13 protein-coding genes are annotated in these 12,424 nt (G+C 67.8%); 11 read left to right on the top strand and 2 right to left on the bottom strand.

Annotated elements, in window-relative coordinates; all coding sequences use genetic code 11:
• Positions 1-33: 33 nt before the first annotated feature.
• On the bottom strand, positions 34-732 hold the full coding sequence (gene flgA, locus VI08_RS05325; RefSeq protein WP_045828520.1) for a flagellar basal body P-ring formation chaperone FlgA: 699 nt from the start codon (positions 730-732) through the stop codon (positions 34-36).
• Positions 729-2,042 carry a methyl-accepting chemotaxis protein gene (locus VI08_RS22175; protein WP_045828521.1) on the bottom strand — a complete coding sequence of 438 codons (1,314 nt, stop codon included), beginning with the start codon at positions 2,040-2,042 and terminating at the stop codon, positions 729-731. Before VI08_RS22175 ends, flgA begins: the two co-directional genes overlap by 4 nt.
• Before the next feature lie 248 nt (positions 2,043-2,290).
• On the opposite strand from VI08_RS22175, the gene VI08_RS05335 reads away from it, so the two are divergent.
• From VI08_RS05335 to flgK, 11 genes are all read left to right on the top strand, one after another.
• On the top strand, positions 2,291-3,208 hold the full coding sequence (locus VI08_RS05335) for a chemotaxis protein (RefSeq protein ID WP_045828522.1): 918 nt from the start codon (positions 2,291-2,293) through the stop codon (positions 3,206-3,208).
• A 185-nt stretch (positions 3,209-3,393) separates the two neighbouring features.
• Positions 3,394-3,813, top strand: a complete 420-nt coding sequence (gene flgB, locus VI08_RS05340; RefSeq protein ID WP_045828523.1) for a flagellar basal body rod protein FlgB — start codon at positions 3,394-3,396, stop codon at positions 3,811-3,813.
• The gene (gene flgC / locus VI08_RS05345) at positions 3,810-4,223 is read left to right on the top strand and encodes a flagellar basal body rod protein FlgC (protein WP_045828524.1); all 414 of its coding nucleotides are present in this window, start codon (positions 3,810-3,812) and stop codon (positions 4,221-4,223) included. Before flgB ends, flgC begins: the two co-directional genes overlap by 4 nt.
• Before the next feature lie 11 nt (positions 4,224-4,234).
• Positions 4,235-4,882 carry a flagellar hook assembly protein FlgD gene (locus VI08_RS05350; RefSeq protein WP_045828525.1) on the top strand — a complete coding sequence of 216 codons (648 nt, stop codon included), beginning with the start codon at positions 4,235-4,237 and terminating at the stop codon, positions 4,880-4,882.
• A 17-nt stretch (positions 4,883-4,899) separates the two neighbouring features.
• Positions 4,900-6,126 (top strand): flagellar hook protein FlgE, encoded by a 1,227-nt coding sequence (gene flgE / locus VI08_RS05355; protein WP_045828526.1) that lies wholly within the window; start codon positions 4,900-4,902, stop codon positions 6,124-6,126.
• Positions 6,127-6,140: 14 nt separating this feature from the next.
• Positions 6,141-6,881, top strand: a complete 741-nt coding sequence (flgF, locus tag VI08_RS05360; protein ID WP_045828527.1) for a flagellar basal-body rod protein FlgF — start codon at positions 6,141-6,143, stop codon at positions 6,879-6,881.
• Positions 6,882-6,944: 63 nt separating this feature from the next.
• Positions 6,945-7,730: a flagellar basal-body rod protein FlgG gene (gene flgG / locus VI08_RS05365; RefSeq protein WP_045828528.1), complete on the top strand. Its 786-nt coding sequence runs from the start codon at positions 6,945-6,947 to the stop codon at positions 7,728-7,730.
• A gap of 11 nt (positions 7,731-7,741) precedes the next feature.
• The gene (gene flgH, locus VI08_RS05370; protein WP_045828585.1) at positions 7,742-8,422 is read left to right on the top strand and encodes a flagellar basal body L-ring protein FlgH; all 681 of its coding nucleotides are present in this window, start codon (positions 7,742-7,744) and stop codon (positions 8,420-8,422) included.
• The gene (locus tag VI08_RS05375; protein WP_269745826.1) at positions 8,422-9,528 is read left to right on the top strand and encodes a flagellar basal body P-ring protein FlgI; all 1,107 of its coding nucleotides are present in this window, start codon (positions 8,422-8,424) and stop codon (positions 9,526-9,528) included. The genes flgH and VI08_RS05375 overlap by 1 nt, the downstream gene beginning before the upstream one ends.
• A 1-nt stretch (position 9,529) precedes the next feature.
• Complete coding sequence (gene flgJ, locus VI08_RS05380) at positions 9,530-10,531, top strand: flagellar assembly peptidoglycan hydrolase FlgJ (RefSeq protein WP_045828530.1); 1,002 nt, start codon at positions 9,530-9,532, stop codon at positions 10,529-10,531.
• Between the two features lie 19 nt (positions 10,532-10,550).
• Positions 10,551-12,422, top strand: coding sequence for a flagellar hook-associated protein FlgK (gene flgK, locus VI08_RS05385; protein WP_045828531.1), 1,872 nt, complete (start codon positions 10,551-10,553; stop codon positions 12,420-12,422).
• Positions 12,423-12,424: the final 2 nt, after the last annotated feature.

The following is a 12,424-nucleotide window of genomic DNA, read 5'->3' on the forward strand; positions in this document are numbered from 1 at the left end:
ATCCGGCGAAATGTGACCGGATTCGTACTTTGTTCATGGCAGGACGGCGACAGCCCCCGGCCCGCTGACGACCGCGTCGAGGATCTTCCCTGACGACGCATTGCGGACCTTGACCCTGGCACCGGCATCGCCGGCACCCATCGCCACGCCATCGGCGCGGATGACCACGCCGTCCACGCTGGCTTCCATGCTGACCGCATCGCCTACCCGCACGGCCTGGCGGCCCGCGAGCATGCCCGGCGTCAGCACGGTGCCGGCATTGAGGGGGCGCGCCAGGGCGCGCCCGTCGATCTGGTCCAGCCCGGCCACGTAGCCGTAGGCCAGGCTGGCGACATCGCGTTCCTCGGCGCGGACATCGCCCGCGCCCAGGCCGTCGCCGCGCGCCAGCGGGCGCGTGGTGACCAGGACGTTGGTGAACATCTGCACCCGCACCGGCACGCGGGCCGTCCAGCCGCCCGGTACGGGGCAATGGACGACGACGCTGACCCTTGCCCCCAGGGGCCGGTTGCCCGGCAGGGAAACATCGAGCGGGGCGCCGCAATCGGCCAGCCGCAGGCGGCTGTCGAGTGGGTCGGCCTCGGCCACCATGCGGGCGCCGGGCAAGGTGCGGTTCTGTTGCAGCCACGCCACGGCGGATGACCGGATGGCCTCCAGCGACTGCCCGGCGGCCGCGGCAAGCGGGCAGCAGAGCAGGCCGGCCACGACGGCACCCCGGGCGAGGCGGTGGATCATGCCGCGCGCACCGCCAGGGCGGCGGAGAGGCCCTGGACGATCGCGTCGAGTTCCTTCAGCAGGCCAGCCACCATGTGGCTGGCATCCGCGTGGCGGCCCTCGCCCAGCACGATGGCGTACTGCGACGCCTGCGCGCCGAAGCGTTCGGCGGCGGCATGCACGGCGTCGGCCGAGCCATCGGCCCGTCGCACCCGCAGCTGCTCGATGCAACGCAGTAGCGGGGTGGTGTCGAGCCAGCGGCGGTCGAGGCCGGCCGGGTCGCGCGAAGCCAGCTCCACCGCGAAGCGCAGGCCCTGGCAGGCCTCGCGGATCATCTGGCTGAGCGTGGCGGCGTCGAGTGAACCTTCGGTTTCGAGCTTGGCGAGACCCAGGCGGTGCGCGAGCACGGTGGCACGCGCCGCCGCATCGGCCTGGCGGCGGGTTTCCTGCGCCACGCGGGCCAGGGTGGCCTGGCCCGACTGCACGGTGGCCACGCGGCCCTGCAGCGCGCCAAGGCCCTGGCGGGCGGCATCGAGGCTGCCACGCGCACCGCGCACCACGTCGTCGATGCGGCCCATGGCGGCCTGCATGCCCGCCACGCCGGACTGAGTCATGTCGATGCGGCGCAGGCTGCCCTGCACGGCGTCGTCGAGCTGGTGCGAGAACTCGCCCACCGCGTGGGTCACCTGGTCGATCTCGGCCGTGGCCTGGGTGGTCTTCTCAGCGAGCTGCTTCACTTCGTCGGCCACCACGGCGAAGCCGCGGCCGGCTTCGCCGGCGCGGGCCGCTTCGATGGCGGCGTTGAGCGCCACGAGGTTGGTCTGGTGGGCGATATCCTGCACCGCCGCGGTGAGCTTGCGGATGGCGGTGAAGTAGTCGGAAAACTGGGCGTGGTTGCGGCTCATGCCGGCCAGCGCGGTGCGCAGCAGGCGGAGCTGGCCATCGAGGTCGCCGGCGGTGGCGACACCTTCGCTGCCCACGCTACCCATGGAGGCCACGCCCGCATGGGCCTGCTCCACTGCCGTCGAAATTCCGGCGCTCGCTTCCGTCAAACGGCTGGCGGCGTCACGCCCGGCATCGACCGACGCGCCCAGTTCCTGCAGCGTAACGCCAAGGGCCTGGGCGTTGGTCAGCGCCATGCCCTGCTGCTCGATGGCCTGGATGGTGGTAGCGGCCGCCGTGCGCGGTTCGGCCTTCGGCGGCGTAAGCAGCGCGCCCAGCGCGCTGGCGGCCGCCGGGTACTGCGCCGACAGGGCGCGGACGCGCGCGGCGTCGCCCGAGGCGGCGGCGTGGGCGAGGAGGCGGACGTGCTGGCTCCAGAGCAGGGTCATGTCGTGCTTACGCTCGTTAGATAGGGTCGCCCCACTTCATCGGTCGGGGGCTTCGGGACTTGAGTTAAGCAAAGCCCGTGCCATGAGTGGGGCCGACACCCTGTGGGAGCGCGCTTGCGCGCGATGTACTTGCCGAAGGCCCCATCGCGCGCAAGCGCGCTCCCACAAATGAGGGGCGCCGATGGGTCAAGGAAACGGACAAGGCGTCGATAACCCGGGAACACCTTTACCTATGCAGCCAACGCACCATGGCCCGTCCGCTCCTCGATACCGTGGAAACCTTCACCCGCCTGGCGGGCCATAACCGCGTGGCCATGCTGCTGTTCCGGCTGGGCGACAGGCAGGCGTTCGGCATCAACGTGTTCAAGGTTCGCGAGGTGCTGCGCCGCCCGCGGCTCGAGCGCATGCCCAGCATGCATGAGCTGGTGGCCGGCAGCTTCGATTACCGCGGCCAGACCATCCCCGTGATCGACCTCGCCGCCGCCATGGGCTACCCGCCGCTGGCCGCGGCGGAGGGCGCCCACCTCATCGTCACCGAGTTCAGCCGCTCCGTGCAGGGTTTCCTCGTCTCCGACGTCGATCGCATCGTGCACGTCGACGGCGGCCAGATGGCCGCCCCGCCGCCGGCGCTGGGCTATGGCGCCCGCGTTAACGCGGTGACCCGCCTCGACGGCGACCTGATGGCGGTGGTGGACGTGGAGCAGGTGCTCGCCGCCGTAAACCCGCAGCAGGTGGAGCTCTCCGACAAGCTGCAGCAGGCCGCCCATGTGCAGCATGCCGGCACCCGCCGTGTGCTGGTGGTGGACGATTCGCTGGTGGCCCGCACCCAGCTGGCCGACCTGTTCCGCAAGCTCGACCTGGAATGCGTGGTGGCAAAGGACGGCATGGAGGGCCTGGACATGCTCCGTCGCCTGGCCACCGGCCCGGCCGACGATCGCGTGAACCTGGTGGTGTCCGACATCGAAATGCCCTCGATGGATGGTTACGCGCTCACCCGCGCCATCCGCGAGGATGCCGCCCTGCGCAAGCTGCCGGTGCTGCTGCACAGCTCGCTCAGCGGCGTGTTCAACGAGGCCATGGTGGCCCGCGTGGGCGCCGACCGCTTCATCGCCAAGTTCCAGCCCGAAGTGCTGGCCACGGCCGTGCTGGAGCTGCTCCCGGCCTGACGCCCCGCGACGGCCCTACGTCGCCCCGGCGCCGTCCGGTGGCGTCGGAAAACCGGCGCCCCGCAACAGGTCGCCGCTCAGAAACCCCGCAAACGGCGCCACGGCGCCGTTTCGCGTTCCGGGGCAGGGCGTGGCACGCCTCTTGCTGATCCCCACGGGCCAGAAACCCACGGGGGCCCAAGCCCATGATCGACAAACCGGATCCGCTGCTCGGCATGCACCCACAGGCGCTGAACCTGTGGCAGCGCCGTGCGGAAGTCATTTCGTCGAACCTCGCCAACGCCGATACCCCGGGCTTCCTCGCCCGCGATGTCGACTTCCGCAAGGCCCTCATGGCCGCCACCGGCGCCCAGGACGGCAACCAGCTGGCCATGGCCGCCACCGAATCCGGCCACATCGGCGGCAACCCGGCCTTTGCCGGCGCCGATGCCAACCAGCTTGCCTACCGCGTCGCCACGCAGCCGTCCATGGACGGCAACACCGTGGATACCCAGGTCGAGCAGGCCCAGTTCGCCGGCAACGCCATCCATTACCAGGCGTCGCTGAGCTTCATCACCGCGCAAATCAAGATGATGCGCACCGCCATCACCGGAGGCAGCTCATGAGCCTGCTGAAGATCTTCGACGTCGCCGGCTCGGGCATGGCGGCGCAGTCCGCCCGCCTGAACACCACCGCCAGCAACATGGCCAACGCCGACAGCGTGGCCAGCAGCGAGGCAGGCGCCTACCGCGCCAAACAGCCCATGTTCTCGACCGTCCAGGCCCAGGTGAACGGCCAGATGGAGAACGAGGGCGTGCGCGCCATGGGCATCACCGAAAGCCAGGCGCCCGTGCAGGCCCGCTACGAGCCCTCCAACCCCATGGCCGACGCCAACGGCAACGTGTGGCAGAGCAACGTCAACCCGGTCGACGAGCTGGTCAACATGATCTCCGCGTCGCGCTCCTACCAGAACAACGTCGAAGTCATGAACAGCGCCAAGCAGCTCATGCAGAAGACGCTGGACCTCGGCAAATAAGGCCCCCTCCCATGGTCGATTCCGTCAGCTCCACCAGCAACACCACTACCACGGGTTCATCGGGCCAGCTGCAGCAGCAGACCCTGAGCCAGTCCGATTTCCTGAAGCTGATGGTCACCCAGATGACCAACCAGGACCCGACCAAGCCCATGGATTCCACCCAGATGGTGGCCCAGATGGCGCAGTTCTCGCAGGTCGCGGCCACGCAGGAGCTCCAGTCCTCGTTCGACAGCCTGTCCAAGAACCTCACGGGCGACCAGTTCGTCCGCGCGGCCTCGCTGGTGGGCAAGGAAGTGCTCGTGCCGTCGTCGGCCGGCCAGCTGACCAGCGGCGAGCTCGATGGCGCCGTCAACGTCGGCACCTCGGGCACGTACGTGAATGTCCAGGTCAAGGATTCGGCCGGCAACGTGGTCCGCACCATTGGCCTCGGCCAGCCGGATGCGGGCCTCACCAAGTTCACCTGGGATGGCAAAACCGACGACGGCACGCAGCTGCCCGACGGCGTCTACCAGATTTCCGCCACCTCTGGCACGGACGCGATCGATACGTTCGTGCGCGGCAAGGTGGAAGGCGTCGGTGCCTCGGGCACCGACGGTACCTACGTGCAGGTAGCCGGTTACGGCGGTGCCCTGCTCAGCCAGATCGCGCAAATCCTGTAATTCCAGAGGACTCCACCATGCCTTTCGATATCGCCCTCAGCGGCATCAACGCGGCTTCTTCCGACCTGGAAGTGACCGCCAACAACATCGCCAACGTCAACACCGTGGGCTTCAAGGGCTCGCGCGCCGAGTTCAGCCAGATCTACTCGGTGGCCGGCGAGAACCTCTCCGCCACGGCCGCCGGCAGCGGCGTGCGCCTCACCAACATCGCCCAGCAGTTCGGCGACGGCAACATCACCCAGACGGGCAACTCGTACGATTTCGCCATCAGTGGCGCGGGCTTCTTCACGGTCCGCGACGGTGCCGGCTATTCGTATACCCGCGCCGGTAACTTCCACCCGGATGCCAACGGCAACATCGTGAACGCCACGGGCGCCACGGTGCAGGTCTACCCGCCGACGGCCTCGGGCGGCTACGACATGTCCACGCTTCAGGACATGAAGATCATCAATGGCTCCAGCGCGGCCAGGGCCAGCGCCAACGTCGGCCTCACCGCCAACCTGCCGGCCAGCGACACGGCCCCCACGGGTGGAGCGTTCGACCCGACGAACGACCAGACCTACAACCACATGTCCACGTTCCAGGCCTACGACTCGCTCGGTGCCTCGCACACCGTGAACGTCTATTACGCCAAGGACGCCACCAACCCGAACACCTGGAACGCCTACATGACCATGGACGGCACCCAGGTGGGTACCGCCCAGCAGGTGGCCTTCAGCTCGGGCGGCTCCATCACCACGCCGGCCGGCGGCAAGCTCAATTTCGGCGCCGCGTCGCCGAACCCGGGCGCCAACCCGGTGAACATCACCCTGGACCTGAACAAGGTCACCCAGTTCGGTGATACCTACGCCACCACGGCGGTGACGAACGACGGCTACGCGGCGGGCAAGTTCTCGAAGATCGACGTGGCGAAGGACGGCACCGTCTCGGCCATCTACTCCAACGGCGTGAGCACCCCCATCGGCCAGCTGGCCATCGCCACCTTCGCCAACAACGAAGGCCTGCGCCAGCTGAACGACACCAACTGGGTGCCGTCGGCCGAGTCGGGCCAGCCCATCCGTGGCGCGGCCAATTCGGGCGACGTGGGCCAGATCCAGTCCGGCTCGCTCGAGGCCTCGAACACCGCCGACCTGACGGCCCAGCTGGTGAACATGATCAAGGCGCAGCGCAACTACCAGGCGAACGCCCAGGTCATCTCCACCGACGACAAGCTGACCCAGACCATCATCAACATCCGTAACTAAGACGGGAAGCCGCCATGGACCGTTCCGTATACATCGCCATGACCGGCGCCACGCAGACCATGCGGGCGCAGGCCGAAGTCGCGCACAACCTGGCCAATGCCAACACCACCGGCTTCAAGGCCGAGCTGTCGGCATTCCAGGCCATGCCCGTCCAGGGCGATGGCCTGCAGTCGCGCATCAACGGCGTGGCGCAGGGGATCGGCTGGGATACCACCCAGGGCCACCAGATGGAAACCGGCAACGACCTGGATGTCTCCGTCCAGGGCAATGGCTGGATCGCGGTCCAGACCCCCGACGGCGTCGAAGGCTACACGCGCGCAGGCAACCTGCGCGTCGACGCCGACGGTCTTTTGACGGATGCGCGTGGCAATGCCGTCATGGGCGGCGGCGGTCCCATCACCATCCCGCAGGCTTCCAGCCTGAAGATCGGCTCGGACGGCACTATTTCCATCGTGCCGCTCGGCCAGTCGCCGAATACGCTTACCGCCGTCGACCGCATCAAGCTGGTGAACCCCGGCAACGACCAGCTCACCTACGGCGATGACGGCCTCATGCATATGCGTGACGGCAGCACGGCCGAGGCCGATGCCAACACCCGCGTGGTCTCCGGGGCCCTGGAAGCCAGCAACGTCAACCCTTCCGACGTGCTCGTGAAGATGATCTCGCTCTCCCGCGAATACGAAATGCAGGTGCGATCGATCAAATCGGCGGACGAAAACGCCCAGTCGGCATCGAAATTGCTACAGGTGGGGTAACCACCGCCGCGCGACGCAAAACCGTCGCCGGCACAGCAAGCGCAAACCGCGCGGGAGTCAACGATGTTCACGTCCCTCTGGATCGCCAAGACCGGCCTCGATGCGCAGCAGACGCGCATGGATGTCGTCTCGAACAACCTGGCCAACACGAACACCACGGGCTTCAAGCGCGCCCGCGCCGAGTTCGAAGACCTGGCCTACCAGAACCGCGGGCAGGCCGGCGCCCAGGTCACCGAGCAGAACACCTCGCCCACCGGCTTCATGATCGGTACCGGTGTCCGCGTCGTCGGTACGCAGAAAATGTTCGAGCAGGGCGGCTCCCAGCAGACCGATAACCCGCTCGACGTCCGCATCGACGGCCGCGGCTTCCTGCAGGTGACCCTGCCGGACGGCACCGTGGGCTACACCCGCGACGGTTCGCTCAAGCGCGACCAGGATGGCCAGCTCGTCACCAGCGACGGCTACCCCCTCGAGCCCGCCATCACGCTCCCGGCCAATGCCTCCACCGTGTCCATCGGCAAGGACGGCACCGTCAGCGTCACCACCACGGGCAGCTCGGCCTCCACCCAGGTCGGCACGATCCAGCTCGCCGATTTCGTGAACCCCGCCGGCCTCGAGCCGCGTGGCGACAACCTCTACCTCGAAACAGCGGCCAGCGGCACGCCGCAGACGGGCACCGCGGGCCTGAACGGCCTCGGCACGCTCCAGCAGAACGCCCTCGAAACGTCGAACGTCAACGTGGTCGAGGAAATGGTGAACATGATCGAGACGCAGCGCGCCTACGAAATGAACTCGAAGGCGATCTCCGCGGCCGACCAGATGCTGCAGTTCATCACCCAGCACACCTGATGACCACCGCCATGACCCGCCCCTTCGCCCGCCTCATCCTCGCCGCGCTGCCCATCGCCAGCCTCGCTGGTTGCGCCATCGTGCCGCCGACGCCGAAGCCGATGTACAGCGCCACGCTGCCGGTCGCCCCGGTCGCGCCGGCGCAGGCCACCGGCTCCATCTATGCCGACCAGCAGAACATGGAGCTGTTCGCCGACCCGCGCGCGCACCGCGTGGGCGATATCCTCACCATCACGCTGGTGGAAAGCACGCAGGCCAGCAAGAAGGCCGCCACCGCCACGAACAAGAAGAACGGCAACAGCATCACGGCGCCGTCGATCCTCGGCCACGGCCTGAAGATCGGTGGCCGCACCGCCGACAGCAGCCTCGCCTCCAACAACTCGTTCGCCGGCGACGGCTCGTCGACCCAGAGCAACCAGCTCAACGGCGAGATCACCGTCACGGTGGCGCAGCGCCTCTCCAACGGCGCCATGATCGTGCAGGGCGAGAAGTGGCTCACCATCAACCAGGGTGAAGAGCTGGTCCGCATCTCCGGCATCGTGCGCCCGCAGGATATCGGCAACGACAACGTCGTGCTGTCCAGCCGCGTGGCCGATGCCAAGATCGAATACGTCGGCAAGGGCACGCTCGCCGATTCGAACACGCGCGGCTGGCTGTCGCGCTTCTTCGACTCGAAATGGATGCCGTTCTGATGAAGACCATCCTCCGCACCGCCGCCGCCGTCCTGGCCCTGTTCGCGATCCTGCCGGCCCATGCCGACAAGATCCGCGACCTGGCCCAGGTGGGTGGCGTGCGCAGCAACCAGCTCGTGGGCTATGGCCTCGTCGTGGGCCTCGATGGCAGCGGCGACCAGACCAGCCAGGCTCCGTTCACCACGCAGAGCCTGGAGAACATGCTCCAGCAGTTCGGCGTCAACGTGCCGGCGAACGTGCGCCCGCAGCTGAAGAACGCCGCGGCCGTCACCATCACCGCCGAGATCCCGCCGTTCGCCAAGCCTGGCCAGAAGATCGACGTCACCGTGGCATCCATCGGCAACGCCAAGAGCATCCGCGGTGGCGAACTGCTCATGTCGCCGCTGAAGGGCGCCGATGGCCAGGTGTACGCCATCGCGCAGGGCAGCGTCATCGTCGGCGGCGTCAGTGCGCAGGGCAAGAGCGGCAGCAGCGTGCAGGTGAACATCTCCGCCAGCGGCCGCATCCCGGGCGGCGCCAGCATCGAGCGCAGCGTCGCCACGTCGTTCGACAAGGGCGGCGACATCATGCTCAACCTCAACACCGCCGACTTCATGACGGCCAACCGCGTGGCGCAGGCCGTGAACCAGAACTTCGGCGCGGGCACCGCCAACGCCGTCGACTCGGGCACCATCGCCGTGCGCGCCCCGCAGGACCCGTCGCAGCGCGTATCGTGGCTCGCCACGATCCAGCAGCTCGACGTCACCCCGGGCGATGCCCCGGCACGCATCATCGTCAACTCGCGCACCGGCACCGTGGTCATCGGCTCCGACGTGAAGGTCGGCGCCGCCGCCGTGGCCCATGGCTCCATCCAGGTCACCATCAGCGAGCAGCCGCAGGTAAGCCAGCCGGGCGCCTTCAGCCGCGGCCAGACAGCCGTCGTGCCGAGCAGCCAGGTGGCTGTCAGCGAAAACGGCGGCCACATGTTCAAGTTCGGCCCGGGCACCAGCCTGGATTCGATCGTGCGGGCGGTGAACCAGGTCGGCGCCTCGCCGAGCGACCTCATCTCGATCCTGCAGGCCCTGAAGGAATCCGGTGCCCTGCGCGCCGAGCTGGTGGTGATCTGACATGGCTACCTCGGTCGATACCCAGGCGCTTGGCAACTACGCGGACATGTCCGCGTTCGCCGGCCTGCGTTCGGCCGCGCAGAAGGATTCCAAGGGCGCGCTGCCCACGGTCGCCAAGCAGTTCGAATCCATCTTCACCCAGATGATGCTGAAGTCGATGCGCGACGCGAACGCCGCCATCGGCGACGACATCATGGGTTCGTCGGCGGCCAACTCGTACCGCGACATGCTCGACCACCAGCTCTCGGTCACGCTGTCGCAAGGCAAGGGCATGGGCATCGCCGACATGCTCATCCGCCAGCTGGGCGGCAGCGCAAGCACCTCCGGTACCGATCGTGACAACGGCCTGTTCGATGGCGTCAGCGGCTCGGCGTCCACCGTCGATGCCGTGTCGTCCAAGTCGGACCAGGACAGCGGCCTCATGAACTCGCTCGAGCACATCCTCGGCAGCGCGGGGCGTGCCGTGGGGCAGGGCGCCTCGGCCGTGGCCAACGCCGTCGGTTCCATCGACAGCCCGCAGGACTTCGTGCAGAAGTTCGCGCCGCACGCCATCGAAGCCGCGAAGAAGCTTGGTGTCTCGGTGCGTGCGCTGCTGGCGCAGGCGGCGCTCGAAACCGGTTGGGGCAAGCACATGCCGGCCCAGGGCAACACCAACAGCTTCAACATGTTCGGCATCAAGGCCGGCAGCAGCTGGGACGGCAAGCGCGTCAACGTGCCCACCCTCGAATACGAAAACGGCGTGGCCGTGCGCAAGAAGGATAGCTTCCGCGCCTACGACTCGCCGTCGCAGTCGTTCAGTGATTACGCCGACATGGTCGCCAGCAGCCCGCGCTACGCGCATGCGCTCGGCCGCGGCGACGATATCGCCGGCTTTGCCAAGGCGCTGACCCAGGGCGGCTACGCCACCGACCCCAGCTACGCGCAGAAGCTCACCGATATCGCGAATGGCCCGGTGATGAAGCAGGCCCTCGAGGCCCTGAAGCACATCGCGGCGGATCTGTAAAAAAGGATAGGAAACGACGATGGCCGACCTGCTCTCCACCGGTGTCTCCGGGCTGCTTGCCTCGCAAGTGGGCCTCTCCACCGTTGGCCACAACATCAGCAACGTCAACACGGCTGGCTACACGCGCCAGACGACGTCGTTCAACGCCCGCGCGCCGCAGTACAACGGCGGCATGTACATCGGCCAGGGCGCCGATGCCGTCAGCGTGCAGCGCAGCTACAGCCAGTTCCTCACCCAGCAGGTGTGGTCGGCCACGTCCAGCCAGAGCCGTGCCTCGCAGTACGCCACGCTCACCGCTTCGGTGAACAACGTCGTCAGCGGGTCGGCCAACCTGCAGACGGCCCTCGATGGCTTCTTCGGCGCGGTGAGCGACCTGTCGAATTCGCCGGTGGATACGGCCAGCCGCCAGGCCATGCTCGGCAAGGCCAGCTCGCTCGTGGCCACGTACCGCTCGCTGGCCACCCAGTTCCAGCAGATCGACCAGCAGACGAACCAGCAGATCACCAGCGCGGTCGCCGACATCAACTCGCTCGCCAAGAGCATCGCCGACCTCAACGGCCAGATCCAGAAGGCCTACGCGGGCGGTGCCGAGCCGAACGACCTGCTCGATACGCGCGACCAGGCCATCGCCAAGCTGTCGTCGATCATCGGCGTCAGCACCACGACCAACACCGACCACATGGTGACGGTGACCATCGGCAACGGCCAGCCCCTGGTCAGCGCCACCAGCAGCACGCAGCTGGGCACGGCCACCAACCAGTACGATTCCTCGCGCCTCGAGATCACGGGCCCGGGCGGCAGCGTCATCACCAGCCAGGTGGGTTCCGGCTCGCTCGGGGCCACCATCGATTTCCGCACCAACGTGCTCGACCCGGCGCGCAACCAGCTGGGCCGCTCGGCCGTGGCGCTCACCACCGCCTTCAACCAGCAGCACGCCCAGGGCCTCGACCTCAATGGCGATGCCGGCGGCAATTTCTTCAACATCGCCGACCCGGCGGTGTTCAACAGCACCAACAACAAGGGCACGGGCAGCATCACGGCCACCTTCGGCGACGTGGGCAAGCTCTCCGCCAACGACTACACCGTGCGCTTCGACGGCGTGAACTGGTCGGCCACTAACTCGCAGGGCGTCACCACGCCCATGACGGGCACGGGCACGGCCGCCGACCCGTTCGTGCTCGACGGCATGAAGCTCACCGTGGGCGCGGGCGCCGTCGCGGGCGATAGCTTCCAGATCCAGCCGACGCGCAACGCCGCCTCGGCCATCAGCGTGGCCGTCACCGATACCAACAAGATCGCCGCGTCGGGCCCGCTTTCCGCCACCAAGGGAGCGGGCAACACCGGCAAGGCCGTGCTCGGCAACCTCACGGTCACCGACGTGGGTAACGCGAACTTCAACACGCCGGTAACCATCCAGTTCACCTCGCCAACGACGTACACCATCAACGGTGGTGCGCCGCAGGCCTACGCCGATGGCGACACCATCACCGGCAACGGCTGGACGCTGAAGCTCACCGGCGCGCCGGCGGCCAACGATTCGTTCTCGGTCAAGCCCGCCGGCTCGCAGAGCGGCGACAACGGCAATGCGCTGGCGCTGGCCTCGGTCAACAACAAGGGCGTGCTCGATAACGGCGTCACCAGCGTCAACAAGTCGTACAGCCAGCTCATCTCGCAGGTGGGTACCGCGGGTGCGCAGGCCAACACCGCGCTCGATGCCCAGCAGAGCATCCTCGACAACGCCAACGCCGCGCAGCAGAGCCTGTCGGGCGTGAACATGGACGAGGAAGCCGCCAACCTCCTGCGCTTCCAGCAGGCTTACGCGGCTTCCGCCCAGGTCATCAACGCGGCGAACACCATCTTCGATTCCCTTCTTTCCGCGGTGCGAGGCTAACC

The sequence above is a fragment of the Luteibacter yeojuensis genome, assembly GCF_000964085.1.
GTDB lineage: Bacteria > Pseudomonadota > Gammaproteobacteria > Xanthomonadales > Rhodanobacteraceae > Luteibacter > Luteibacter yeojuensis_A.

Bases quoted from the DNA above. Each gene is read 5' to 3' on its own strand.
- flgF (WP_045828527.1), top strand. From the start codon at position 6,141: ATGGACCGTTCCGTATACATCGCCATGACCGGCGCCACGCAGACCATG.
- flgA (WP_045828520.1), bottom strand. From the start codon at position 732: ATGATCCACCGCCTCGCCCGGGGTGCCGTCGTGGCCGGCCTGCTCTGC.
- flgK (WP_045828531.1), top strand. From the start codon at position 10,551: ATGGCCGACCTGCTCTCCACCGGTGTCTCCGGGCTGCTTGCCTCGCAA.
- flgJ (WP_045828530.1), top strand. From the start codon at position 9,530: ATGGCTACCTCGGTCGATACCCAGGCGCTTGGCAACTACGCGGACATG.
- flgH (WP_045828585.1), top strand. From the start codon at position 7,742: ATGACCCGCCCCTTCGCCCGCCTCATCCTCGCCGCGCTGCCCATCGCC.
- VI08_RS05335 (WP_045828522.1), top strand. From the start codon at position 2,291: ATGGCCCGTCCGCTCCTCGATACCGTGGAAACCTTCACCCGCCTGGCG.
- flgB (WP_045828523.1), top strand. From the start codon at position 3,394: ATGATCGACAAACCGGATCCGCTGCTCGGCATGCACCCACAGGCGCTG.
- VI08_RS05350 (WP_045828525.1), top strand. From the start codon at position 4,235: ATGGTCGATTCCGTCAGCTCCACCAGCAACACCACTACCACGGGTTCA.
- VI08_RS05375 (WP_269745826.1), top strand. From the start codon at position 8,422: ATGAAGACCATCCTCCGCACCGCCGCCGCCGTCCTGGCCCTGTTCGCG.
- flgC (WP_045828524.1), top strand. From the start codon at position 3,810: ATGAGCCTGCTGAAGATCTTCGACGTCGCCGGCTCGGGCATGGCGGCG.
- flgG (WP_045828528.1), top strand. From the start codon at position 6,945: ATGTTCACGTCCCTCTGGATCGCCAAGACCGGCCTCGATGCGCAGCAG.
- VI08_RS22175 (WP_045828521.1), bottom strand. From the start codon at position 2,042: ATGACCCTGCTCTGGAGCCAGCACGTCCGCCTCCTCGCCCACGCCGCC.
- flgE (WP_045828526.1), top strand. From the start codon at position 4,900: ATGCCTTTCGATATCGCCCTCAGCGGCATCAACGCGGCTTCTTCCGAC.